The organism is Arthrobacter sp. GQ119 (genome assembly GCF_059759125.1).
Map to the genome: position 1 here is coordinate 59,491 of NZ_JCAXEA010000021.1, position 23,809 is coordinate 83,299.

General features: G+C 65.6%; 19 protein-coding genes and 1 pseudogene. 12 read left to right on the forward strand and 8 right to left on the reverse strand.

What is annotated here, in order from left to right:
• Nucleotides 1-37: 37 nt before the first annotated feature.
• Nucleotides 38-1,267 carry a cysteine desulfurase family protein gene (locus AC6CH3_RS18340; RefSeq protein WP_498133781.1) on the forward strand — a complete coding sequence of 410 codons (1,230 nt, stop codon included), beginning with the start codon at nucleotides 38-40 and terminating at the stop codon, nucleotides 1,265-1,267.
• Here AC6CH3_RS18340 and AC6CH3_RS18345 read toward each other — a convergent pair.
• Entirely contained in the window at nucleotides 1,246-2,499 is a 1,254-nt protein-coding gene (locus tag AC6CH3_RS18345) for an NAD(P)/FAD-dependent oxidoreductase (RefSeq protein ID WP_498133782.1), read from the reverse strand. The genes AC6CH3_RS18340 and AC6CH3_RS18345 overlap by 22 nt on opposite strands.
• Before the next feature lie 223 nt (nucleotides 2,500-2,722).
• On the opposite strand from AC6CH3_RS18345, the gene mnmA reads away from it, so the two are divergent.
• Nucleotides 2,723-3,865, forward strand: coding sequence for a tRNA 2-thiouridine(34) synthase MnmA (gene mnmA / locus AC6CH3_RS18350; protein WP_498133783.1), 1,143 nt, complete (start codon nucleotides 2,723-2,725; stop codon nucleotides 3,863-3,865).
• Nucleotides 3,866-4,088: 223 nt separating this feature from the next.
• Here the strand turns inward: mnmA and AC6CH3_RS18355 are convergent, their stop codons facing one another.
• Together AC6CH3_RS18355 and AC6CH3_RS18360 are read right to left on the reverse strand one after the other, a co-directional pair.
• Entirely contained in the window at nucleotides 4,089-4,340 is a 252-nt protein-coding gene (locus AC6CH3_RS18355) for a hypothetical protein (protein WP_498133784.1), read from the reverse strand.
• A gap of 37 nt (nucleotides 4,341-4,377) precedes the next feature.
• A complete protein-coding gene (locus tag AC6CH3_RS18360; RefSeq protein WP_498133785.1) occupies nucleotides 4,378-6,387 on the reverse strand; it encodes a DUF6541 family protein in 2,010 nt (669 codons plus the stop codon).
• 591 nt (nucleotides 6,388-6,978) lie between these two features.
• Here AC6CH3_RS18360 and AC6CH3_RS18365 point away from each other — a divergent pair.
• Nucleotides 6,979-7,211 (forward strand): annotated as a pseudogene (locus AC6CH3_RS18365) (ATP-binding cassette domain-containing protein); the annotation flags it as partial.
• Between the two features lie 22 nt (nucleotides 7,212-7,233).
• On the opposite strand, the gene AC6CH3_RS18370 reads toward AC6CH3_RS18365, so the two are convergent.
• Nucleotides 7,234-7,893 carry an NADPH-dependent F420 reductase gene (locus AC6CH3_RS18370; protein ID WP_498133786.1) on the reverse strand — a complete coding sequence of 220 codons (660 nt, stop codon included), beginning with the start codon at nucleotides 7,891-7,893 and terminating at the stop codon, nucleotides 7,234-7,236.
• 113 nt (nucleotides 7,894-8,006) lie between these two features.
• Between AC6CH3_RS18370 and AC6CH3_RS18375 the strand changes: the two genes are divergently transcribed.
• Both AC6CH3_RS18375 and AC6CH3_RS18380 read left to right on the forward strand, forming a co-directional pair.
• A complete protein-coding gene (locus AC6CH3_RS18375) occupies nucleotides 8,007-8,459 on the forward strand; it encodes a chorismate mutase (RefSeq protein WP_494035032.1) in 453 nt (150 codons plus the stop codon).
• A 3-nt stretch (nucleotides 8,460-8,462) separates the two neighbouring features.
• A complete protein-coding gene (locus AC6CH3_RS18380) occupies nucleotides 8,463-9,506 on the forward strand; it encodes a uroporphyrinogen decarboxylase/cobalamine-independent methonine synthase family protein (protein ID WP_498133787.1) in 1,044 nt (347 codons plus the stop codon).
• A gap of 59 nt (nucleotides 9,507-9,565) precedes the next feature.
• On the opposite strand, the gene AC6CH3_RS18385 is transcribed toward AC6CH3_RS18380, so the two are convergent.
• The gene (locus AC6CH3_RS18385) at nucleotides 9,566-10,312 is read right to left on the reverse strand and encodes a DUF4166 domain-containing protein (RefSeq protein WP_498133788.1); all 747 of its coding nucleotides are present in this window, start codon (nucleotides 10,310-10,312) and stop codon (nucleotides 9,566-9,568) included.
• Nucleotides 10,313-10,423: 111 nt separating this feature from the next.
• Here AC6CH3_RS18385 and mtrA point away from each other — a divergent pair, with 111 nt between their 5' ends.
• From mtrA to secA, 7 genes are all read left to right on the forward strand, one after another.
• Complete coding sequence (gene mtrA / locus AC6CH3_RS18390) at nucleotides 10,424-11,098, forward strand: MtrAB system response regulator MtrA (RefSeq protein WP_494035035.1); 675 nt, start codon at nucleotides 10,424-10,426, stop codon at nucleotides 11,096-11,098.
• Complete coding sequence (gene mtrB, locus AC6CH3_RS18395) at nucleotides 11,070-13,166, forward strand: MtrAB system histidine kinase MtrB (RefSeq protein WP_498133789.1); 2,097 nt, start codon at nucleotides 11,070-11,072, stop codon at nucleotides 13,164-13,166. Before mtrA ends, mtrB begins: the two co-directional genes overlap by 29 nt.
• Entirely contained in the window at nucleotides 13,163-14,878 is a 1,716-nt protein-coding gene (locus tag AC6CH3_RS18400) for an LpqB family beta-propeller domain-containing protein (protein WP_498133790.1), read from the forward strand. Before mtrB ends, AC6CH3_RS18400 begins: the two co-directional genes overlap by 4 nt.
• A gap of 100 nt (nucleotides 14,879-14,978) precedes the next feature.
• The gene (locus AC6CH3_RS18405; RefSeq protein ID WP_498133791.1) at nucleotides 14,979-15,923 is read left to right on the forward strand and encodes a ComF family protein; all 945 of its coding nucleotides are present in this window, start codon (nucleotides 14,979-14,981) and stop codon (nucleotides 15,921-15,923) included.
• 162 nt (nucleotides 15,924-16,085) lie between these two features.
• Nucleotides 16,086-16,811, forward strand: a complete 726-nt coding sequence (gene hpf / locus AC6CH3_RS18410; protein ID WP_498133792.1) for a ribosome hibernation-promoting factor, HPF/YfiA family — start codon at nucleotides 16,086-16,088, stop codon at nucleotides 16,809-16,811.
• Between the two features lie 29 nt (nucleotides 16,812-16,840).
• A complete protein-coding gene (locus AC6CH3_RS18415) occupies nucleotides 16,841-18,067 on the forward strand; it encodes a winged helix-turn-helix domain-containing protein (RefSeq protein WP_498133793.1) in 1,227 nt (408 codons plus the stop codon).
• 83 nt (nucleotides 18,068-18,150) lie between these two features.
• Nucleotides 18,151-20,880: a preprotein translocase subunit SecA gene (gene secA / locus AC6CH3_RS18420; RefSeq protein WP_498133794.1), complete on the forward strand. Its 2,730-nt coding sequence runs from the start codon at nucleotides 18,151-18,153 to the stop codon at nucleotides 20,878-20,880.
• Between the two features lie 142 nt (nucleotides 20,881-21,022).
• Here secA and AC6CH3_RS18425 read toward each other — a convergent pair whose 3' ends face one another.
• The 3 genes from AC6CH3_RS18425 to AC6CH3_RS18435 all read right to left on the reverse strand — a co-directional run bounded on the left by AC6CH3_RS18425 (nucleotide 21,023) and on the right by AC6CH3_RS18435 (nucleotide 23,716).
• Nucleotides 21,023-21,451: an Rv3235 family protein gene (locus AC6CH3_RS18425; RefSeq protein ID WP_498133795.1), complete on the reverse strand. Its 429-nt coding sequence runs from the start codon at nucleotides 21,449-21,451 to the stop codon at nucleotides 21,023-21,025.
• 101 nt (nucleotides 21,452-21,552) lie between these two features.
• Nucleotides 21,553-22,365, reverse strand: a complete 813-nt coding sequence (locus tag AC6CH3_RS18430) for a LysM peptidoglycan-binding domain-containing protein (RefSeq protein WP_498133796.1) — start codon at nucleotides 22,363-22,365, stop codon at nucleotides 21,553-21,555.
• A 133-nt stretch (nucleotides 22,366-22,498) separates the two neighbouring features.
• The gene (locus tag AC6CH3_RS18435) at nucleotides 22,499-23,716 is read right to left on the reverse strand and encodes an integrase catalytic domain-containing protein (RefSeq protein WP_498133797.1); all 1,218 of its coding nucleotides are present in this window, start codon (nucleotides 23,714-23,716) and stop codon (nucleotides 22,499-22,501) included.
• Nucleotides 23,717-23,809 lie beyond the last annotated feature (93 nt).

Below are 23,809 nucleotides of genomic sequence, written 5' to 3' on the forward strand. Positions count from 1 at the left end.
GCCGGGCCGCGCCGTGCCCCGCAGGTAGAATTAATCCGTGCCTGCCTACTTGGATCATGCCGCAACCACGCCCATAGCCGCCGAGGCGTTGGCCGCACTGACCCGCGAGCTGGCCCGGACCGGAAACCCGTCATCGCTGCATGGAGCGGGACGACGGGCCCGCCGCTCCGTGGAGGACGCCCGGGAAGTCATTGCCGCAGCCGCGGGCGCGCATCCGTCGGAGGTCATCTTTACCTCGGGCGGAACCGAGGCCGACAACCTTGCCGTCAAGGGACTTTACTGGTCCAGGCGCGCCGAAGACCCGGGCCGGCGGCGGATCCTCTGCTCCGCCGTCGAGCATCACGCCGTTATGGACACAGTCGAGTGGCTGCAGCGGCACGAAGGTGCCGAGGTCACCTGGCTGCCCGTGGACTCGAACGGGGTGCTGGACCTCGGCGTCCTTGAAGCTGAACTCCGCCGTGATCCTCAGTCAATCGCCCTCGTGACCGTCATGTGGGCCAACAACGAGGTGGGCACCATTCAGCCGGTGCGGCGAATCGTCGAGCTGTCGCACGGTGCAGGGGTGCCTGTCCACTCCGACGCCGTTCAGGCATTCGGTTCCATTCCTGTGGATTTCAAGGAGTCCGGCCTGGACGCCATGTCCATCTCCGGCCACAAGATCGGCGGACCGGTGGGCGTTGGCGCCCTGCTTTTGGGACGGGCGGTGAAGCTCACGCCTGTTCAGCATGGCGGCGGTCAGGAGCGGGACGTCCGCTCCGGCACCCTGGATACTGCCTCCATCGCGGCATTTGCCGCCGCCGCCCAGGCCGCAACGGGCAACCTGGCCGCGGAGTCGGCCCGGATCTCGGGGTTGAGGGACCGGCTGGTCGCAGGCGTTCACGACGCCGTCCCTGCTGCCGTCCTGCGCGGGGCACCCGGGCCGGGCAGGCTGCCCGGAAACGCACACTTCACCTTCCCGGGCTGCGAAGGCGACTCACTGCTTTTCCTTTTGGACCTTGCCGGCGTCGAATCATCCACCGGCTCGGCCTGCACAGCCGGCGTGCCCCGTCCTTCCCATGTGCTGCTTGCGATGGGGCTGGACGAAGCAACTGCCCGCGGGGCCCAGCGGTTCACGCTTGGCCATCCCTCGACTGAAGCGGACGTGGACGCGCTCCTGGCCGCGCTGCCTGACGCGTACGCCCGCGCCCGGCAGGCCGGCATGGCCGGCCATGAATCATCGATCCAGACGGCCGGCACCGTGGCGCGTCAGGCGTCCGGCATCAGCTGATCAAAGGGCACCGCCGGGTCGGACAGGGCTGCAGCTGGCACGTCCGAGCGGGCCGAGATAAGGGCCTTGATGGTCTTCTGTGCGCTCGGCTTGCTGGAGCGCGGCCAGTTGACGCTCATTCCGGCCACTACCCGTCCCTGCTGCTGCCAGAAGGCGACAAATTCCTTCGATTCCAGGGACCCGCGGATGACCGGCGATACACCTGCCGTGAGTGCGGGAAAGCCGGAATACTCCATGCTGACGTCGTACTGGTCGGTGTAGAAGTATGGGATGGCGTCCAGGACGGCGTCCTGGCCGAGCATGGCTTTGCCCGCCACCTTGCCGCCTTTGAGGGCGTTGGCCCAGTGCTCGCTGCGGTCATGTTCTCCCGTGAACGGGTGCAGGGCGTTCGCAACATCGCCGGCCGCGAAGATGTCCGGTGCGCTCGTCCTCAGCGAGGCGTCGGTGAGGATTCCGTTCCGGAGCTCCAGGCCGGCCGCGCCGGCCAAGGCGGTATCGGGCACCACGCCGACGGCGATGACCACGATGTCCGCCGGGAGCTGCTCGCCGGAATCGGTGAGGACCCCGGTGGTCTTGCCCGCGTGGCCGGTGATTTCGCGCGCCGTGGCAGGCAGCAGGAAACGCACGCCGTTGCCTTCATGCAGGGCGCGGAAGAACCGGCCCAGGTCGGGACCGATGGCACCTGCGAGCGGCACCTCCTCCCGTCCCAGGAGGGTGACCTGGTTTCCGTAGCTGCGGGCCGCGGCCGCCAGCTCCATGCCAATCCAGCCGGAGCCGACCATGACCACATTGCGGCCGCCGTCCGAGAGCTGCTCCCGCAGGCGCCGGCTGTCGTCGAGCGTCCGGAACGTGGTGACGCCGTCGAGTCCGCTGCCGGGCAGCTTGAGGGGCCGCGGGAGCGCGCCCGTGGCGAGCAACAGGGCGTCGTAGCCCTCGGACGTGCCGTCGGCATAGCGGACGGCGTGTCCGGCAGGGTCCACCTCGGTCACCGGAACGCCCAGCCGGAGCGTGACGTTGTTTTCCGTGTACCAGTTCTCCGGCACGACCTCCACGGCATCCTCCGCGGCCTTGCCGAGCAGATACTCCTTGGACAATGGCGGTCTGATGTAGGGGTGGTGCGATTCCGCCCCGGCGATGGTGATCCGGCCGTGGAATCCCTCAGTGCGCAGCGTGCGTGCTGCCGTGGCCCCGGCCAGTCCTGCGCCGGCAATAACGATGCTCTCAGGGGACATTGTCCGCTCGATTCGTCAGGCAGGCCAAGCGGTCTGCACTCTAAAACCAGTTCTTTTGACGTTAGAAGAGTGGGGCGCGGCCGTCAAGGCAATTTAAGCCAGATTCCCCCGGGCGATAGAATAGTGGCGCAGGAAGTGCAACTTCAGGTTCGGCCTCCTGCTCCCACAGGCCGGCGGGGATAACCTGCCGACACCCCACGCCACCAGCCCACAGAAAGCTTACATGCGAGTTCTAGCAGCCATGAGCGGCGGAGTTGACTCCGCCGTTGCCGCCGCCCGCGCCGTCGAGGCGGGGCACGACGTCGTCGGGGTCCACCTGGCGCTGTCCCGCATGCCCGGCACCCTGCGCACGGGAAGCAGGGGCTGCTGCACCATCGAGGACTCCCGGGACGCCTGGCGCGCCTGCGACGTTCTGGGCATCCCGTATTACGTGTGGGACTTCTCCGAGCGGTTCAAGGAGGACGTGGTCCAGGACTTCATCGACGAATACGCCGCGGGCCGCACGCCGAATCCCTGCATGCGGTGCAACGAGCGCATCAAGTTCGCCGCCCTGCTGGAGAAGGCAATCGCCCTGGGTTTCGATGCCGTGTGCACGGGGCATTACGCGAAGGTGATCAACGACGCCGACGGAAACCCGGAGCTGCACCGCGCCGCTGACTGGGCCAAGGACCAGAGCTACGTGCTCGGGGTGCTGACGCATGAGCAGCTCAAGCACTCGATGTTCCCCCTCGCGGACACTCCGTCCAAGACCGAAGTGCGGGCAGAAGCCGAACGGCGCGGGCTGTCCGTGGCGAACAAGCCGGACAGCCATGACATCTGCTTCATCCCGGACGGCGACACCGCCGGCTGGCTGGCGGAGAAGATCGAGATGACCACCGGGGACATCGTGGACGAGACCGGATCCAAGGTAGGCGAGCATCCCGGGGCCAACGCGTTCACCGTGGGGCAGCGCCGAGGCCTGAAGCTCGGCCGGCCGGCTGCCGACGGCAAGCCCAGGTTCGTTCTCGAAATCCGGCCCAAGGAGAACAAAGTGGTGGTTGGGCCGGAGGCTCTCCTCGCCATCGACGAGATCCGCGGCATCAAGGTCTCCTGGGCCGGGCTGCCCATCGGCGAGGTGGGCACAGGCGCCGACTTCGACTGCCATGCGCAGGTCCGTGCGCACGGCGACCCCGTGCCCGCCCGTGCCCGGGTTGAGCGCGCTGCTGATGACAGCGGCGTGGAACGGGACAGTCTCGTGGTGACGCTGACGGATCCCCTGAGGGGCGTTGCGCCCGGTCAGACAGTGGTGCTGTACCAGGGCAGCCGGGTCCTTGGCCAGGCCACCATCGATGCCGCCCGCTCGCTGCAGCGCGCTGAACTGAAGTAGACGCCTCCTGAGTTAGCCAGAACCCAATTTCGGACCACGCGACGGCCGGCGGAATTTGCGCCGGCCGTCTTCCGTGCCCGTGAGTAGGTTCTGCGCCGCGCTCCTGCCGGCCTCTGCTATGCGACCCCGTGTTCTTTGCGGGGCTGCTGCTCACTCACTTTTTCGGTGTGGCTTGGCTGGCTTCCGGTGGCAGGGCGAGCCAAGACGTCCAGTGAACCGGCCCTCACTGGATCAGGCGCCCACCGGGATCTACTGGCTGGACGCGGTCCGCAGCGGGAATATGGCCGCCCTGGCTGACGTCATGGCACATGCAGTCCCGCCAGCCGTCGCCCTGGACCTGCTGACGGCAGGCATCGTCCTGCGGCTCGTCCGCATCAACGTGACAGGCACCCTCTGCAAGGACTATATCGAAGCCGGGCAGTCGCGCGGCGTCAGCGAATACCGGCTCGTCACCAAGCACGCCTTCAAGCGGCATCAAAGTCTGACGAGGCGATATCAACGGCGCCAATCGTTCAGCCGGGGCTGCTCCCGGCGCACTGGGTCAGTTTCAGCAGGCGGGCGTCGCCGGCGGCTGCAACCGGTTCGAAGGCTTCGGAGTCCGCGGCCCGGTCGATGCCCGGGTATGCCTGGTCGATGCCGGGGTAGTGGTAGCCGTCACCGAAGTCCAGCAGGTATTCCACCCGCAGGCGCTGGGCGGCCGCGCAGACCTGCTCCGAGGTGGCGATCTCGTCCAGCTCACGGCGCAGCAGCGTCCTGTCTTCGTCGAGCGATGCCATGGTCATGTAAGGAAAGAGCACATCCCGGCCAGCGATCGCCACGGCCAGGGGAGATCCGTTCCAGGGGTTGTTGGCCAGTACGGCGTCGTCGGGGACGTGCTCGGCGAGCTGCTGTAGCAGTCTGAGCTTGTGGACGTCGAGCTGCTTGCCCGGGTCGTGGACGACGGGCACCTCGAAGCGGTCGGCCAACCGCATGTTCAACTGCCACAGCGTGGGACTGGCCACGGCCAGCAGCGCAGCCACCGTAAGGGCGGCCAGAGGCAGGGGTAGGACCTGCCCGGTGCGGCGATCACGGCGGCGGTGACGGGACCGGCGACAGCGACTGACCGCGGTGATCACCCGCTCCAGCCCCACCGCGGCCCACGGGACGCCGAAGATTGGCATCAACGCGGCCAACCGCTCCGGATTGCCGTACCAGGGGGCGATGAGGGCGTTGCCCAGGTCGTTGTTGGAGCCGATCGCCAGCCCGTAGGCCATCACGGTCAGGGTGAAGCTGACGACCATCCATCCTCGCCGATCGTGGCGGGCCATCTGGTAGAGCCCTGTCAGCACGAGTCCACTGAGCACCGGGGCGGGCCAGCCGGCGGGCAGCGGGAAGTGGGTCACGGCCCGCCACAGCGCTTCGCCGAGGGGCATGCTCTTGGGGTGGGACCAGGAGAACAGGCCCAGGACGGTCTCGTTGGACGCGAGCACACCGACCGCGCTGGCCAGCGCCACCAGCACCAGTCCCACCCGTCGCCCGCCGGTGGCGGGGGAGCTGCTGAGGCCGGTCCGCACCCAGGACAGCATCAGGACGAGCAGCAGCGGAGACAGCAGGAAGGCGATCGAGACCACGCCGTTGGGCTGGGAGAGCACCTGCGCCGGCAGGTACAGCACCAGCAGAAGACCCGCCAGGGCCCGGGGGACGACCGGTGCGCGCGCCTGGCCCAGCAGGGTCAGCACCAGCGCCAGTCCGACGGGAAGAAGCGCGTAGGACAGCGCATTGGGATAGACGGTCCCGTATTGCAGCAAGAGGTAGGGGAAGGCCGCGAAAGCACTACTGAGCACCCCGGCCGCGGCGAGCACCACCGGCTGGGGTCCCACCAAGGTGCGGGTCAGCAGGAGCGCGCTCACCGGCCAGACGAGACCGGACACGGCCAGCCACATCACGTTGGTGGCCGCGGCGATGCTGAGCCCGGAGAGCTGCACCAGCAGTGCCACCAGCCCGTGCCACGCCCCGGGGTATGGGGCCGGGGACTCGGCGCCGGGCCGGGTGAACTCTCCGATGAACCAGGAGGAGGCGTTGCCGGCTTCGAGCGCGTAGTGCACCGCGTTGAGGTGGAAAACGGTGTCGTAGTTCTGGGTGATCGACTCCAGGTCGGGGGTGGCCAGCAGCAGGCGTGCGGTGATCAGTCCCGTGGCCACGGCGGCACCGGTCAGGCCCCAGGCCAGAACGCCGGGCTCCCATCGGGCCTGGGCGCCGGTGGCTCGCCTGCCCCGCTCGCCCGGGAGCTGAAGGCGTCGGCGCAGGCCGGTCATCAGCACCAGGAAGGCCACCAGGATGGCGGTCCCCGTCGCGGGCACCCACCACCCCCAGTCCAGACCCGGCCCCGGCGCCACGACGGCGCTGACGGCGACGACCGACACCGACAGCACCGGGGCAAGGGCGACCGCCACGACACCGCGCAGGCGCAGGGCCGCCACCAGAACGGCACCCGGCAACCACAGGATCGCCAGCGCCAGGAGCACTGCGGGGCCCGAGCTCACCAAGGACACCGCCCGGGGCGGCGGCGCAGAACAGTGCTGCGCGGCTGCGCGTTGCGCGGCCACTGGGGTCCGCGGCCGCGTTCTCGGGTGAGCTCAGGCATCATCGGCACCAGCCTATAGTCAGGGGCCGCCCGCAGGCCCGGCAGAACCGGTCGAACCACCGGGTGGGCCCGACCTCCAGAGCTAGGGGTACGACGCCGAGGACGGGAACAACGATGTCTGGCTGGTGCGGTGGGTGCCCGAGCCCGACCGCAGCGCCTTTGTGGAACCGCCGGCTGACCTTGATGCTCCGGGCCCGGTCTGCCAGCCTGTCATGGCCCTTTCCGGGTTCACCCTGCCACCGGCGGCCGACCGGGCAGGCGGGCCACTCCAGGAGTTCAGTACTGCAGAGGTCCTGGAGGAGGCCCTGCGCCGGGCACAGCCAGCACGGAGAGATCAACGCCCGGAAGCTCCTGCATACCTTCCTGCCCCTGACCAGCCCCGGTGATGAGCATCGCCTGATCATAGACCTGCAGAGCTGGACCACCCAGGAAGGGTGGTTCGGTGACGTCGGCAGCCTTGAGGTCTGGATTCGCGCCTCAGACCTTTCCGGTATTCGGTCTCGTGGGCGAGTCCGGCTCCGGCAGGCCACCATCGGCCGGGCCATCGCGGGCCTGAACCGCACTACCGGCGGCAGCCTGAACGTGCTGGGCTACGAAATGCTGCACGTCAAGGAGAGGACGTTTAGGCCGCTCCGCAAGGAAATCGGTTTCGTATTCCAAGACCCGGCCGCGTCGTTCAATCCACAACTGACCATCGGGGACTGTGTGGCGGACCCGCTCATCCATTTAGCGGGTTCGTGCGGTCCTAAGCCGAAACCACCTTGATGTTGAACGGGTCTTTGTTGCCCTGGGTGAGGAAGATCCGCAGCCACAGGGGCAGCCACATCTCCATTCCGCGGGCGGCATCGAGCGATCCCAGGTCCCGAATGTGTTCCGGCCGCCAGCCGAATTCCGCGAGCAGCCCCTTCACCACAGCCTTGGCTTCCGCGTCGTCGCCGGCCAGAAAGGCGTCGTGGTCGCCGCCGGCCAGCCGCTCCGGAGCTATCATGACATCGGCGCGCATGGTGTTCAGGGCCTTGACCACCCTGGCGGTGGGAAAGGCGCGCTGAATGGTTTCCGCCAGGCTGTCTGTATTCGCGATGGAGAGCGACGGCGGGAAGCCCGCCGAATGATCGAGCGGATTTGCGACGTCGATCAGCACCTTACCGTCGAGGTTCCTGGTGCTCGCAGCCGCCAGCACGTCCAGGGACACCGCGCCCGGTGTTGCGTTGATCACCACCTCCCCCTCCGCAGCCGCATCGAAGAAGGTGGCGGCCTTGGCCAGTGGCCCGGCGCCGGCAGCCCATCGCGCGGCCGCCTCGTTGGTGGCAGTCCGGGACCCCATGGTGACGGCGTGCCCGACCTCCACGAGCTTTCCCGCCAGGGTCCTGCCCGCAACGCCCGTACCCAGCACTGCGATCCTCATGGTCACCCTCCGTCGTCGGTCTTTTCCGGAACACTTACATTGTCCGTCCGCCGTCGGCGCGTTCGGCAGCTTAACACCGGCGGACATCCCGGCCGTGCCCATAGACTGGAATCATGACCGAGCTAAACCATGATCTGCCTGACAGTGAGTCCTACAATCCCGCCGCAAGTTCGCTGGCCGGGCATGTGGATCCCGCGGTGATGGCGGAGCTGTTGTCGATCCGGTCCAGCATCGACAACATCGATGCGACCCTTGTTTATCTCCTGGCGGAACGCTTCAAGGCAACGCAGAAGGTGGGTTTCCTGAAGGCCACGCACAGGCTCCCTGCCGGGGACCCTGGCAGGGAAACGGCCCAGATCGCCCGGCTGCGGCGGCTCGCCGAAGATGCCCAGCTTGATCCTGCCTTCGCGGAAAAGTTCCTGAACTTCATCATCGGCGAAGTCATCCGCCACCACGAGGCCATCGCGGAGGACCACCACAACGGCGCCGGCAGGGGGCCCGGCAGTCAAAGTGGCGGCGGGCCGGCCAGCCCTGCCGCAGGACCGACCACGCAGCTCAGCGCCTAAGCCGTGCCTGCAGCAGAAGAGCCGCAGCAGGGCCAGGTGACGGCCACGGCGCTGGGACCATGGCCCGGGCAGGATCCGCTGGAGGCCACACGCAGCATCCGCGGTGAACTCGGAGACCCCCACCTGCCGTACCTGGCCGAGCTGCCCGGCCGCGGAGTGGGCGCTGATGCCATAGGCCGCACCGCATCCCTGCTCGTTGAGATGGCCGTGGACGTGCAGCCGCACGGCTGGCGCCTGGTGGACCGTCCGGGGCGGGACCTGATCCGGGCCAAATCGGCGCTCTCCACGGACATCAACGCGCTCGCGGACGTTGCCGGGGAAGAGGACAGCCCGGCTTCGGAATTCAAGGTGCAGCTGCGGGGTCCATTGAGCCTGGCCGCCGGACTGCACCTGCACAACGGTGAGCGGGCGCTGATTGACTACGGCGCCCGGCGCGATATCGCGGCTTCCCTCGCCGCCGGAGTTGGGGAGCATCTGGCCCGCGTGGGGGGCGCCGTTCCCGGCGCCCGGCTGGTGGCGCAGGTCGACGAACCGGACATTGCTTCCGTGCTGGCCGGCACGATTCCAACAGCCAGCGGCTACCGGACCCTGCGTTCGGTCCCCGGGCAGGAAGTGTCCGAGCTTTGGCGCGTGGTGGTGGACGGCCTCCACGCTGCCGGCGCCGCCGAAGTCGTCATTTCGGTGCCCGAAATCGAGGCGCCCTTTGAGCGGATCCTCGCGGCCGGCGCCGACGGCATCGCCGTTCCCCTCAAAGCGCTCACGTCACGCCAGTGGGAGCAGCTGGCTGAGGCCGTTGAGGCAGGCAAGCGGCTGTGGGCAGGCGTCCTGGCAGTGGACAACCCCGCGGCAGAGCTGGCCAAGGCGGGCGAGGCTGCCGACGCGGTGTGGCGTCCCTGGCGGCAGCTCGGTCTGCCTGCGACAGAGCTGCGTACGCTCAGGATTACCCCCACAGGCGGGCTGGACGGTTTCACCCCCTCCGGCGCCACTGCGGTGCTCACGCGGCTGACCCACGTTGCCGACGCCCTGAACCAGTTGGCGCTGGGCTGAGTACTGCCGGAACTGGCCCAGCAAGATTCACCGGGCACCGAATGCGCTGAAGAGCAGCGTCAGCTCCGCTGTTCCCAGCGATCGGGGGCGGCGTACCCGGGGAGGAATCCCGGCGTCGAACTGCCCTCCGCATACGACTCAAGCCGGTAATCAAAGTGCCCGGCATAGACCAGTACCAATCCGATCTGCGGCTGGATCACTTTCACCTGGATGCGGTGACGGCCACGGTCTCCGTCTGATGGCTCCCACCACTGCTCGGCATAGGCCTTTGCATCGAGCAAAGCGGGCAGCGGCAGTCGCAGCGGGCCCAGGAACAGCCGGGACGCTTCGGAAATGCCGCGGAGCCTGCCCTCAGGGGTGACGCTCAGGTTAAGGTCGGTGACCAGTCTGCGGTATCTGCCCACATAGTCAACGAGCCTGGCGTGTCCGCCGGAGTCATCAGACCCTTCGGAAACACCGTGCGTCGCCGAAGACACGCTGGTGGTGTCCTGAAAGATCCTGGTGCGGCCAGGAAAGAAGATCTCCCGCCGGGCTGTCAGGCTGGAACGGCCGAACGGATCCAGATGGGCATGGTTTTCGATCCGGAACGGCACGCTTTCACCGTATTCAGGGAAAAATGCCTGTTCGCCTGCCGTCAGCCGGAGCAGCGGCCGCAGCCAGGATTGCCGGCACCCGACGACGTCAAAGGTGCCTTCGCCCACGCCATACGTGCCTGAACCCGGTGCGAGTGAAAAGTAATCCTGGAGTTCAGGCTGCAGCCGCGTGAACCCTGCCCCCATGGCCTGTTGGTAAATCGGCATGGTCATTTGGATCCTCCTGATGGGCGTGGACTGTCCTGCTGCATCCTAGCGGGCTGCCCGCCATGCCGAGAATGCCGTCAATAGGACAAAGCAAGGGCAATAAGGGAATATATAACTATGAAGGCACGCATTCTGGTAGTGGACGATGACGAGGCATTGGCGGAAATGATCGGCATTGTTTTGCGCAATGATGGTTTTGAGCCAGTCTTTTGCGCGGACGGCGGGCAGGCATTGGATATCTTCCGCTCCTCGAAGCCGGACCTTGTGCTGCTGGACCTGATGCTCCCCGGGACGGACGGCATCGAGGTCTGCCGTCAGATCCGGTCGGAGTCCGATGTCCCGATCGTCATGCTGACTGCCAAATCGGACACGTCCGACGTCGTCCGGGGGCTGGAATCCGGCGCCGACGACTACGTGCCGAAACCCTTCAAACCCGCCGAACTGGTAGCCCGCGTGCGGGCCAGGCTTCGCCCGGGCGATCAGAAGGCACCGGAGACGCTCCGGATCGCAGACGTTACCATCGACGTCGCGGGCCACGCCGTGAGCCGCGGCGGCGAGCGGATCTCACTGACACCGCTGGAGTTTGACCTTCTGGTCGCTCTGGCGCGCAAACCCTGGCAGGTTTTTACCCGAGAACTGCTGCTCGAGCAGGTCTGGGGCTACCGCCACGCAGCGGACACCCGGCTGGTCAATGTCCATGTCCAGCGACTGAGGTCGAAAATTGAACGTGATCCGGAAGCACCGGAAGTAGTATTGACGGTCCGTGGTGTCGGCTATAAAGCAGGTTCCTGAACCCCAGGGCCAGAATCCCTCCGAAGCCCCTAAAGGGCCGGCGGTCGGCGCCCCCATGCCGGGTGCGGCGGCGCCGGATCCAGCGCCCGATTCACAACAGGTAGGCGTCCACACTGTCCCCGCCGGCCCGCGGGTGGTGCAAGGCGTATCGTCCGGCACCGATGGCCCGCACGGGTCGGCTGCCCATCCTGCTCCGGAGCACACCGACGCCTTCTCGGGCGGATATGTCCGGCTGCAGCTGCGGGCGCGGATCTGGAGACGGCGAGCCCTGATCGTTTCACTGCGCGTCCTGCGGCTCGTGCGCACCGGGCTGGAGAAGGTCTTGCCCGGCATCCGGTTCCTGCTGCACTCCGTCCAGCGGAGGTGGCGCCGTTCCCTGCAATTCAGGACGGTCCTGACCACCCTGCTGCTGTCCATAAGTTCCTTTGCGATCGTGGGGGCGTACCTGTCCAACCAGATCGCCAACAATCTATTCCAGGAACGGCTTACGCAGGCGGAGTCAGAGACCCGGTACAACGTCAAGCAGGTGCAGGATACGTTCGACGGCGCCCAGGTCACCGATCAGTCCAGCGTCATCACCCTCGTCTACGACACCTTGAATGCGGTCGAAGGCAGGGGATCCGTGATCCAGCGGCGCTACGTCTTTGAAGCGATGCCCGACCAAACCAAGCCCCGGAACCGCTGGGTCGAGTCCCGGGCTTCGGACCAGTTGACCGTCAGCGTCATTCCCAAAGAGCTCAGGGCCGCTGTCCAGGATTCCGGCAAGGACCAGTTCTGGGCGTCCATGGAGTTTCCCGTGGGCACCGAAGACCGTCCGGGCATCGCCGTCGGCAACAAGGTGACGTTCAACGGCACCGTCTACGAGCTCTACCTGATCTACGACCTCGACACGGCCCAGCAGACCCTGGACGAGATCCAAAACGTCCTGTGGGCCGGCGGCGCGGCACTGATCATCATGATCGGTGCCATTGCCTGGTACGTCACCCGGAATGTGGTCAGCCCCGTCAGCCATGCTGCTGTGGTGTCCGAAAAGCTCGCTGCCGGGCAGTTGCAAGAGCGGATGGTGGTCAAGGGCGAGGACGAAGTGGCCCGGCTCGGGGCATCCTTCAACCACATGGCGGCCAGCCTCCAAGAGCAGATCACCCAGCTCGCCACCCTCTCGCAGATGCAGCAGCGCTTCGTCTCCGACGTTTCCCACGAGCTGCGGACCCCGCTGACCACCGTGCGAATGGCAGCTGAGGTACTGTACGACGCCCGTGACGATTTCGACCCCATTAACAAGAGGTCCGCGGAGCTGCTTTACAACCAGGTTGAACGCTTCCAGTCCCTGCTGGCTGACCTTCTCGAGATCTCCCGCTTTGACGCCGGCGTTGCCATGCTGGATGCGGAACCCACGGATATCGTGCAGCTCGTGTCCCACGTCATGGAGGGCGCCGCACCCGTGGCCGAGGAGTACGGTTCGGCCATGACGCTGAACGCCCCGGAGGGAAGCATCGTGGTGGAGATGGACGCCCGCAGGATTGACCGGATCCTCAGGAACCTCGTGCTGAACGCATTGGAACACGGTGAGGGGAAGCCCGTGAACATCTCGGTGGCGTCCAATGCGACGGCGGTTGCCATCACCGTCCGTGATCACGGAATAGGAATGAGCCCCGCCGAAGCGGCCAGGGTCTTCGACCGTTTCTGGCGCGCAGACCCTGCACGGGCGAGGACGACAGGAGGCAGCGGCCTGGGCCTGTCGATCGCCACCGAGGACACCAAGCTCCATCACGGGTGGCTCCAGGCTTGGGGAAACAAGGGCGTGGGCTCCAACTTCCGGCTGACCCTTCCTCTGAAACAGGGCGGCACAATCTCAAAGTCACCGCTGCAGCTTGAACCTGCGGACGTCGCCCTTCCCGCTGGCGGCGACCGCTCCGTCCTTGTTCTGGGCAACCAGGAATCGCACGGGGCCCACGCGGCCGCGCATGAAACGGCAGAGCCCCATGGAACCGAGGCTGCGCCTGACGGCGACGTTGTTTCGGAAGGTGACGTTGCATCGGAAACGGCCGCCACAGGGGAGAGGTCATGAGAAGGCGGCCGGTGGTGGGCCGCGCTGCGGCGGCACTCGTCGCCGTCGTACTTCTGTTGCTGGGCGCGTGCGCCCAGATTCCCCGGTCCGGGCCGGTGGGAAAGAGCACCGACGAGAGCGCGGGAAATCCCAATGCTCCGGTTTTCTTCCCCGTTGCGCCCCGCACGGGGTCCAGCCCTGAAGCCGTCATCGAGGATTTCTATCTGGCGGGCAGCGGCTATGAGGATGACTACGCCGTGGCACGCCAGTACCTAACCCAGGCATCGTCGGTCGCGTGGAAGCCCGACCAGCGCACGCTGGTTTTCCGGTCCGAGCGCGTGGTCCGGACGGGCGTCGAGGGGGTCTTCAACTACGAACTGGATGTCGCGTATTCCGTGGATGCCGACGGCGTTGCCACCCAGATGCCGGAGGGAACCAAGGAGAGCATCCCCGTCACGCTGACCCAGGTGGACGGGGAGTGGCGGATATCCAAACTTCCGGACGGCACTGCCATTCCTGAAGAGACGTTCAAGGTGATCTATGGCGCCTATCCCATTTACTTTTACGACCCCACGTTCACCTATGCCGTGCCCGACGTCCGCTGGTTTATCAAGAAGAAGACCGTCAAGTCGATGACGAGCGCCCTGCTTGGCGGGCCGGCTCCGTATCTCAAGGGCGCCGTCGTCAGCGCGTTCCCGTCCGGGATGAAGCTGGCACGGGAATCCGTTCCGGTGGTCTCCGGAGCTGCCCAGGTGGATCTGTCTGCCAAGGAACTCACCGAAGCTTCCACGGAAGACAGGCTGAGGATGCAGACCCAGCTGGCCCTGACATTCCGCAGCCAGCCCGATGTCATCAACGTGGAGCTTAGGGCCAACCAGGACCTGGTGCGTGTTGAGGACAACGGTTCGGTGCTGCCGCCCGTTCAGAACAGAAATGTTCCGGCCCGCCAGATCGCCGTCAGCAACAACGAGCTTGTGCGTTACGAAAACAACAGAATTTCGCCGCTGCCCGACATGGAGTCCGTTGCGGGGCTGAAGCCGCGTGCGCCGGCTGAATCGCCCGTCTCACAGACGGTGGCATTTCTCGACAGCACCCGGAGCACCCTGTACTCCATGGTTCCGGGGCAGGCCCCGCGTGCCCTGATCACCCGGAGCACGCTCTCCCGCCCGTCCTTTAGCCTGCACGACTGGGTCTGGACCGCGGGGCCCGGTGCGCAGGGCGTCACTGAGCTCACCGCATTCCGCCCCACAGGAATAGCGCAAGGAGCCACGGTGCCGTCCGTAACGCTGACTCCCTCCTGGCTGGCGGGCCGCACGGTCAAGGATTTCCGCGTTTCCCGCGAGGGCGTGCGCGCGCTGGTCATTTCCGAACAGAACGGAGCGACCCGGGTCCAGGTGACCGGCATCATCCGCAACGCCGACGGGACCCCGAAACAGCTGACCTCGCCAGTCACCCTGCACTCGGGCGACAGCCCGAACCAGGGAGTCTGGGTCACCGACACAACGGTAGCGGTGATGCAGGGCGCGGCCTCGGCGAACGTTGCCCCGGAACTGCTCTCCCTCACCTCCACCCAGCCGCAGAAGCTCGCGCCGTGGCGCGGCCTGGTAGCACTCAGCGCCGGCAATGGATCCGAGGAAATCTACGCCCAGTCCGCGGACGGCATCTTCCAAAGGCTGGGGAACGGCTGGTCGCCACAGCTGAAGGGGCCCTTGGATCCCTCATTCCCCGGCTGATTGCGCGGCGTTTTCCACAACGGCGTTTTCCACAACGCGGTTTTCCACAACGCGGCGGGGGCGTCTTCCGCCGCCGCCGCTTCCGGGCGATGCTTGCTGCGTGGAGACCCGACACCCCCAATCCGTCCACGGCGCTGCCAGGGACCCTGACCTGCAGCCCCACCTGCTCAGACGTGCGAAGCACCGCAGTGAACACCGGCGGCGGCTGCTGCGGGCTGCGGACCTGCTGGCTGATGCAACGGCCGAGGTCATGGCGCTGGCAGTGCCCGTCGAGTGCGTGTGCTGCGGCAACGAGGACAGGGCCATTTGCTCCGGCTGTGAGCGGCAGGTCCGGCTGCTGACCCGGAGGCCGTTCCGGGCCGAGTCTGCGGCTCCCGCCCTGATGGGCACGGACGGCTCCGTCCTTCTGCCTGTGGTGGCGGCCGGCATCTACCGCGAGGAGCTGGCACAGTCGGTCCTCTCCTTCAAACGCCATGGCCAGGGACCCCTGACCGCGTCGCTGGGAAAGGCGCTGGGACGTGCGGTCCTTGCCGCCGTTGGCACCGACCGGGACATCTGGCTGGTGCCTGTGCCCAGCAGCAACGGGGCGTACCGGAAGCGCGGATTCACGCCCGTACGCCTCTTGGTCCGCTATCTCCGCCGCCACGGCATCCTCGACGGGCTGGAGTGCCATGACGTCCTCCGGAAGATCAGGCCACCCACGGTGGCCACGGGCACGGGCACGGCCACATCCGGCGGACAGAAGGGGCTGAACCGAGGGGCACGGGCCAGGAGGGTGCGCGGCTCCATGCGGGTCGCCTGGAAGGCAGGGGAAAGCGGGCTGGCAGGTCGCCCGTGCATCATTGTCGACGACGTCCTCACCACCGGTGCGACGCTCGCGGAGGCCGCCCGGGCGTTGCACCAGGCCGGGGCCGTGGTCCGCGGCGCCGTCGTCCTGGCAGCCACCCGTGCGCCCGACGCAGCAGCTCCGCAGGCCCCTCCCAGCCCCTCCGCGAGGCCCCTCCGGGGGCAGCCCCCCGGCTACAGGAGTCATAGAAAAAAATAAAGGGCGAAAGGATGAATAACTCGTTGCTATGAACTAACGTCGGTTATGGGTACCAAGATCAGTTGTACCTTTCGATAGCGGCTCGGAAAGGGGCTCGACTGTCAGTCAGATCGTCCCCATGAAGTGCCGCTGTCGTGTCACCGAAGTCATTTGGAGGGCACCATGGAGTTCATGATTAGCGGACGAAATCTGACGGTCTCGGACCGATTCCGCGAATACGCCGGCGAGAAGATCTCGAAGATCGAATCGCTTGGGGACAAGGTCCAGCGGGTGGATGCGAAGGTTTCCAAGGAAACGAACGCACGCCAGACCGGCGACCAGCTCACAGTTGAAGTGACCGTCCTGGGCAGGGGCCCCGTAATCCGTGCCGAAGCAAGCGCCGCAGACAAGTTCGCCGCTTTCGATCTCGCCTACAACAAGCTGCTGGAGCGGCTCCGCAGGGCGAAGGACCGCAAGAAGGTGCACCACGGGCGGCACACGCCCAAAGCGGTACGCGAGGCGACCGCATCCTTGGAGCCCGCCAGCACCCATCAGCCTATCTACGTCGAAGCGAGCAACCGCGCCGAGCCTGCGCCGGAGCCCGCGGAGAAGTCGCGCTACGACGTCGACAATGACATTCCTGCCGGAGACTCTCCGGTTTTGATCCGCCGCAAGATCTTCCCGGCAGCGTCCCTCACGCTGGATGACGCCGTGGACAACATGGAACTTATCGGCCACGACTTTTACCTCTTCGTGGACAAGGCCACGAATGCGCCGTCAGTGGTCTACCGGCGCCGCGGCTGGACGTACGGCGTGATCACCCTGGACCACTACTGCGAGCCCGGCGAGAACACCCTGGAGGAGAAGATCCACGCGTACCGCTCCGACGACGCGGCAGCAACAGCTTAGGATAGTGCCCTCACAACGAAAGGGCTGACATGGTTGCAACGCTGAGCCTTTCACAGGCCCGGCGGATCGCCCTGGCAGCCCAGGGACTGGACAAAGGACGGCCCGCCGGCCCCGTGACTTCACGGACGGTGGGCCGGACCTTTGCCCGGATCCAACTGGTCCAAATCGACTCCGTCAATGTCCTGGCGCGGAGCCATTTCCTGCCCTTCTTCTCCCGGCTGGGCAACTACGACCGTACGATCCTGCAGCAGATGGCGGGCAGGCATCCCCGGCGAATGCTCGAGTACTGGGCCCATGAGGCGAGTTTCATCCGGCCAGAGCATTTCCAGGACCTTGTAACGTGGCAGAACCGCGTCTGGGTGGGAGCTTCCGCCATGGATCCAGCGCTGCGCTCAGGCGTGACGGGCCTCGTGCTGGAGGCCCTGGCCACCGGAAAACCCATGACCGCCGCCGAACTCACGGCGGCTATCGGCCATGTGGAGGACCGCAAACACGTCAACTGGGGCTGGAACTGGAACGCGGTCAAGCGCGTCCTGGAACACCTGTTTGAAGAGGGTGTCGTCTCCTGCGCATCGAGGACCGACCAGTTCGAACGCCGATACGCGCTGACCAGGCACGTCCTCCCGGCCCTGGACTTGGAGGCGCCTCAGGATCCCGAGGCGGCCATGGACAGGCTCATCGACGCGGCGGCCCAGGCACACGGCATCGGGACGGTGCGGTGCTTTGCCGACTATTTCAGAACACCGATGAAGGCAGCGGCTGTGTCTGTCCAGCATCTTGTGGAGAGCGGCCGGCTCGAGCCGGTCACTGTTCGCGGCTGGGAGCGGAAACTGTTCCGCCACGTCGAGGCACGGCTGCCGCGGACCGCAACGGGCAGGGCACTGCTCAGCCCGTTCGACTCCCTGGTTTTCGAGCGCCGGAGACTGGAGGAGCTCTTCGGGTTCCACTACCGCATCGAGATCTACACCCCTCAGCCGAAGCGCCGGTACGGCTATTACGTCCTGCCCTTCCTGCTGCGGGACCGCATCGTGGCCAGAGTTGACCTGAAGACTGACCGCGCGGGCGGCAGGCTGCTGGCCAAGGCCTGCTTCGGCGAGCCGGACGCCCCGGCGGACACCGCCGTCGAACTTGCCGCGGAACTGCGGCTGATGGCCGACTGGCTCGGGCTCGGTGATGTGGCCGTATCGCCGTCAGGGGACCTTGGCGCGGCGGTGGGCACAGCCATCAGCGGCGCCGACAGCAGGTATCCGCTCTGAGGGAACAGGGCTACCCGCTTCGCGTCTCTCCCGTAGACTGAACACGCCAGAATTCGGCAGCATGAGACTGGGAGCAACTTCACGTGGCATCACTAATCGAAAAACTTCTCCGCACAGGTGATAAAAAAACCCTGAAGCAACTGCGGAACTATGCCGATTCCATTAACGCCCTTGAAGACTCATTCAAAACGTTCTCCGACGCCGAGCTCCGTGAAGAAACGGACCGGCTCCGGCAGCGCCACCTGGACGGCGAGACACTCGATGATCTCCTGCCCGAGGCTTTCGCCGCGGTCCGCGAGGCCTCGTCCCGCACTCTTGGCCTGCGCCATTTCGACGTCCAGCTCATGGGTGGTGCTGCACTCCACCTTGGGAACATCGCCGAAATGAAAACCGGTGAAGGCAAGACGCTCGTCGCCACCGCGCCGGCCTACCTCAATGCCCTCGCCGGCAAAGGCGTGCACGTCGTCACGGTCAACGACTACCTCGCCGAGTACCAGTCCGAGCTCATGGGCCGGGTCTACCGGTTCCTCGGACTCACCAGCGGCTGCATCCTTGCCAACCAGGACCCAGCCATCCGCCGGCAGCAGTACGCCGCGGACATCACCTACGGAACCAACAACGAATTCGGCTTCGACTACCTCCGCGACAACATGGCCTGGGACAAGTCGGAGCTGGTCCAGCGCGGGCACCACTTCGCGATTGTCGATGAAGTCGACTCCATCCTCATTGACGAGGCCCGGACTCCGCTCATCATCTCCGGTCCGGCGCAGGGGGACACGAACCGGTGGTACAGCGAATTCGCCAAGGTGGTGCTGCGGCTGCAGCCCGAGAAGGACTATGAAGTCGACGAGAAGAAGCGCACCGTCGGCGTTCTCGAGAGCGGCATTGAAAAGGTCGAGGACTACCTGGGCATCCAGAACCTCTACGAATCCGCCAACACCCCGCTGATCGGTTTCCTGAACAACGCCATCAAGGCCAAGGAACTGTTCAAGCGCGACAAGGACTACGTCATCCTTGACGGGGAAGTCCTGATCGTCGACGAGCATACGGGCCGCATCCTCGCCGGCAGGCGGTACAACGAGGGCATGCACCAGGCGATTGAGGCCAAAGAAGGCGTCGAGATCAAGGCCGAAAACCAGACCCTCGCCACCGTTACGCTGCAGAACTACTTCCGCATGTACGGGAAGCTGTCAGGCATGACCGGTACGGCCGAGACCGAAGCAGCCGAGTTCATGAGCACGTACAAGCTCGGGGTAGTCGCCATCCCGACCAACCGGGACATGCAGCGGATCGACCGGTCGGACCTGGTCTACAAGAACGAAACCGTCAAGTTCGATGCGGTGGTCAAGGACATCGCCGAACGCCATGAACAGGGCCAGCCCGTCCTGGTCGGCACCACCAGCGTCGAGAAGAGCGAGTACCTGTCGCGGCTGCTGGCCAAGGAAGGCATCCGGCACGAGGTGCTGAACGCCAAGAACCATGCGCGGGAAGCGGCGATCGTTGCACAGGCCGGCCGCAAGGGCGCAGTGACCGTGGCCACCAACATGGCCGGCCGCGGTACGGACATCATGCTGGGCGGAAATGCCGAGTTCACCGCAATCGCCGAACTCGCCAGGCAGGGGCTGGATCCGGAGGAGAACTCCGAGGAGTACGAGGCAGCGTGGCCGCAGGCGCTTGACGCCGCCAAGCAGGCCGTCAAGGAAGAGCACGAGGAAGTGCTGAACCTGGGTGGCCTCTACGTGCTGGGCACCGAGCGGCACGAGTCACGCCGGATCGACAACCAGCTCCGTGGCCGTTCGGGACGTCAGGGCGACCCCGGCGAGTCGCGTTTCTACCTCTCGCTGACCGATGACCTCATGCGGCTGTTCAACTCCGGGGCTGCTGAGCGCCTGATGAACAGTTCGGTGCCAGATGATGTGGCGCTCGAATCCAAGCTGGTATCCCGGGCCATCGCCTCGGCCCAGGGCCAGGTGGAGGGCAGGAATGCGGAGCAGCGCAAAAATGTCCTGAAATACGACGACGTCCTCAACCGCCAGCGTGAGGCCATCTACGGTGACCGGCGCCGGATCCTCGAGGGTGACGACCTCCACGAAAAAGTGCAGTTCTTCCTCGAGGACACCATTAATGCCCTTATCGACGAGGCCACGGCCGAAGGCAACGGAGACGACTGGGACTTCGACCAGCTCTGGACGAACCTCAAGACGCTCTACCCCGTCACGGTGACCCCACACGATGTGATCGACGAGGCGGGCGGAAAATCGCGCATCACCGTCGAGTTCCTGAGGGAAGAGATCCTCTCCGACGCCAAGCTGGTGTACCAGGCCCGCGAGGAAGCCATCGGTTCCGAAAGCATGCGCGAGCTCGAACGGCGCGTTGTTCTTTCTGTCATCGGACGGAAGTGGCAGGAGCATCTCTATGAGATGGACTACCTCAAGGAGGGCATCGGACTGCGCGCCATGGCACAGCGTGACCCGCTGGTCGAATACCAGCGCGAAGGCTTCACGATGTTCCAGTCCATGATGGAGGCCATCCGTGAGGAAAGCGTGGGGTTCCTCTTCAACCTCGAGGTTGAAGTCACCCCCGCCGAGGATGTTGTGGTGGCCGATGCTGCCGGCGGGCACACCGAACATCACGAGCCGCAGATCCGCGCCGCAGGCCTGGAAGCGCCGGAAAAGCCGGCGCAGCTGCAATACACGGCGCCCGCGGAAGGCGGCGGAACCCAGACCCGCGTCGAGGGCCGGGCGGCAGGACGCTCGGGGAATCCGGCTAAGGCCGCTTCGCAGAACCGCCGCGACGGCAAGAAGAAGCGTTAGAGCCGAACGCACTGACAATCTGCAGGAAGGGACCCGGGCAACTCGCCCGGGTCCCTTCCTGTGTTCGGTCCTTGTTGTTCTTGGTCCATGTTGTTCCCTGTCCTTGGTGTTTCCGGCTCTCGCTCCTTGCGCTGTCTGATGCTCAGCCGATTTCCAATGCAGTGATCCGCCAGATCTGTTTGCTTCGCTCGAGCCGCACGGCAACAGCACGGGCCCTCAGCTCGTCGATCACCACCGCGCTGGCTTCATAAATGTCCGGAGTAATTTCGCATGCCCGGACGGAGCGGACGGTCGGGTTCCGGTGGAGGCGTCCCAGCTTCCTGGGCTCACGTGCAGCTTCCCGCCGTGTCAGGCTGGCGCGATGCTGAAGCGCCAGCAGGCACCTTTGGTCCAGCCGCCGCGCCAGCTGGTTGATCGGCCTGGTGCCGGCAAGGACTTCTATGGCCGCCTGGACGGTGGACCTGGTGATGGCGCAAATCTCCCGCATCTCCTCAGTTGCACCCAGCCCTATCGACTGGATGGCCTGTGGCGCTGGAATGCCCGCGCTCCGGATGGTGGTTGCTGCAGTCATGACTCGGTCCTTTGGGCTTGAATGGAATTGAGGGCACGCCACGGAATGCCAGGCACGCTGTAATGCGGGAATGCTGAGGCTCGCTGTGGTGCCCGTCGTGCTCAGGGAGCCCTGAGGATCTGGCCTGGCAGGAGGACACCCGGATTGTTGCCGATTGTCGCGATGTTTGCTCTAAACCAGCGGGGCCACTCCCTTGCTATCTCGATGTCGGTAGCTTCCGGACCCAGGTGCGTGGCAGCGATCGTCCACAGTGAGTCACCCGCCCTGACCACTAACTCCGGCCGGTGCGGCTGGTTATTCGCGGTCCTGGCCGGCACTGAGGTGACAAGCCTGGGCGCTGAAACGGGCGGATGGGGTTGCCACTGGGGCCGAACATCCGACGTGCGGGGGACCCGCGGGCCTGTGAAGTTTTCTTGCACCGGCTCGACGGCGAAAGCCAGACTTACAGAGGACCGGACCGGAGTGTCGGCCCGCTGATCTTGGGTGGGCGCCCACGCAGCAGACACTGCAACCGGATAGTTTGGGACCAATCCCGGCCCCTGCCGCGCATCTGCGTGGGCGAGGGGTGCCCCAATCAACTGCATCCCCAGGACCCCCAGGGCGAGCCGACGCATGAAGGCCGGGCTGAAGCGTCCGGTGACGGCCGCGGCGCGCTTTCGCCCGGCCTGTGCCAACACGGCTGCTGCGAAAGCCGCCATGAGGGACAACACCCACCAGGCCACGATGACCAGCCCGGCAGCGACCGCTACAAAGCCAAGGAGATCCTCGAAGTCGATGGATTGCCGTCTGGACGCGGAGTCCTGCCACCGTCCGATGAGACCTTCTCCCGTAAAGGCAAGAAAGCACCCCAGCCCCAAGATGACAAAAGCCAAGGCTGCGTCTGAGCGGACGATCTTGGAGCTGGAGGAATCCATAGTGGCTCTTTCCTAGAGTTTCATACCGTTTGATGCAGTTTGATAAGTTTTGATGATGATAAGGCCAGTTTGCTCCACTTTGCCTCCTACTGTCCAGAGTTGATTTGCCTCCAAGTGAACCCGAGGAATCATGTCAAGATGCCCGCCTGGGCTGATTCGTGGAATCATTTGATTTTGCCCGGATAGCAGGTCGTGTTTTTGGACCTTGTTTCGCGGTGGTCAGTGCCAGCAGGTCCGCGCATAATGCTTGGATCTGACGCTGGATGGCGGCGGGGTTCAGTGGCCTGTTCTCTCGTTTCAGCCGGGCCTTCACGTCCCGGTGGACGGTGCCGGTGTCGGCCAGGACGCGCTGGTACGGGGTGGCGGGTGGATCGTATTTCTTGCTGATCTTTGCCCCGGTCCGGACTTTCGCGAGAAGTTTCTGCTGCGGCGCGAAGTGGTTGGTCAGCAGCCGCTGGAGGGCCCAGATCCGGTTCAGCAGTTCCAGCTCGGCAGCGGTGTCGTAGCGGTGGTAGCCGACGGTCTGGCGGACGATGTGCCAGTTTTTCTGCTCCACGTGGGCGCCGTCGTTTTTGTTCCCGGACCGGGACCGGGTGAACGTGAGTTTCTCCTGTTCGCACCAGCGGAACAGCTCCCAATTGATGAACTCCGAGCCGTTATCCGAATCGATGCCCAGGATCGGAAACGGGAACGAAGTGGTGGCGTCTTTAATGGCCGCGAACACCCATTTCTGGGCCTTGTTTTTCACTGAGCGGGTTTCCGTCCAACCGGTCGCGATGTCAGTGATATCAAGGGTGAAACAGAATTCCCCTTGGTTGTTGCCGCCCTCGTGCCCGACCAGATCGATCTCGACGAAACCGGGAACTGCGTCATCCCACTCGGCCCAGGTCCGCATCGGAATCGAGTCCTTCAGCAGCGTTCCAGGCTTGGTATGGGAGCGGCCGCGGGGCTCCAGTTTCGCCCGATCGGCCTTGAGCCGGCGATCAATGGTCGCCGGCGCAATCTTCAACAGCTGCTCGGCCGTACCGGCATCAATCTGAAGCTCTTTGAACCGCCGCAGGCGCGGCACCAGGTCCGGCAGCCCGGCAGCGAGGAGCCGACCACACGGGGTACCCTGGACCGCCCAGCAGAACCGCAGCGCCTCGATCACCGCCTCCCCGTAGAGCGGCGGCCGGGGCCCCCTGGGCCGGGCAACCTTGAGTACCAGCGCCATCCGCAGAGCCTTCCGGGCATGGTCCCGGTGCCAGCCGGTCGTTGCGCACAGCTCATCCAGAATCTGCTTCTTCACCGCCTTGGACGAGCGTGCGTACCGGGTCGCGATGGTCTTCGTGACAGCCTTGCGTTCACTCATCGAAAGCTCCATGGCTCACAATGCCGAAGCAGCAGACACCACCCCGGCGGACACGCCGCCACGCGGGCATTCTCAAATGATTCTTCGAATACA

What these genes read in the sequence shown, in the direction of transcription:
- AC6CH3_RS18345 (WP_498133782.1), bottom strand. Translation starts at nt 2,499, where the DNA reads ATGTCCCCTGAGAGCATCGTTATTGCCGGCGCAGGACTGGCCGGGGCC.
- mnmA (WP_498133783.1), top strand. Translation starts at nt 2,723, where the DNA reads ATGCGAGTTCTAGCAGCCATGAGCGGCGGAGTTGACTCCGCCGTTGCC.
- AC6CH3_RS18355 (WP_498133784.1), bottom strand. Translation starts at nt 4,340, where the DNA reads ATGCCGCTTGAAGGCGTGCTTGGTGACGAGCCGGTATTCGCTGACGCC.
- AC6CH3_RS18370 (WP_498133786.1), bottom strand. Translation starts at nt 7,893, where the DNA reads ATGAGGATCGCAGTGCTGGGTACGGGCGTTGCGGGCAGGACCCTGGCG.
- AC6CH3_RS18375 (WP_494035032.1), top strand. Translation starts at nt 8,007, where the DNA reads ATGACCGAGCTAAACCATGATCTGCCTGACAGTGAGTCCTACAATCCC.
- AC6CH3_RS18385 (WP_498133788.1), bottom strand. Translation starts at nt 10,312, where the DNA reads ATGACCATGCCGATTTACCAACAGGCCATGGGGGCAGGGTTCACGCGG.
- mtrA (WP_494035035.1), top strand. Translation starts at nt 10,424, where the DNA reads ATGAAGGCACGCATTCTGGTAGTGGACGATGACGAGGCATTGGCGGAA.
- AC6CH3_RS18400 (WP_498133790.1), top strand. Translation starts at nt 13,163, where the DNA reads ATGAGAAGGCGGCCGGTGGTGGGCCGCGCTGCGGCGGCACTCGTCGCC.
- hpf (WP_498133792.1), top strand. Translation starts at nt 16,086, where the DNA reads ATGGAGTTCATGATTAGCGGACGAAATCTGACGGTCTCGGACCGATTC.
- AC6CH3_RS18415 (WP_498133793.1), top strand. Translation starts at nt 16,841, where the DNA reads ATGGTTGCAACGCTGAGCCTTTCACAGGCCCGGCGGATCGCCCTGGCA.
- AC6CH3_RS18425 (WP_498133795.1), bottom strand. Translation starts at nt 21,451, where the DNA reads ATGACTGCAGCAACCACCATCCGGAGCGCGGGCATTCCAGCGCCACAG.
- AC6CH3_RS18430 (WP_498133796.1), bottom strand. Translation starts at nt 22,365, where the DNA reads ATGGATTCCTCCAGCTCCAAGATCGTCCGCTCAGACGCAGCCTTGGCT.
- AC6CH3_RS18435 (WP_498133797.1), bottom strand. Translation starts at nt 23,716, where the DNA reads ATGAGTGAACGCAAGGCTGTCACGAAGACCATCGCGACCCGGTACGCA.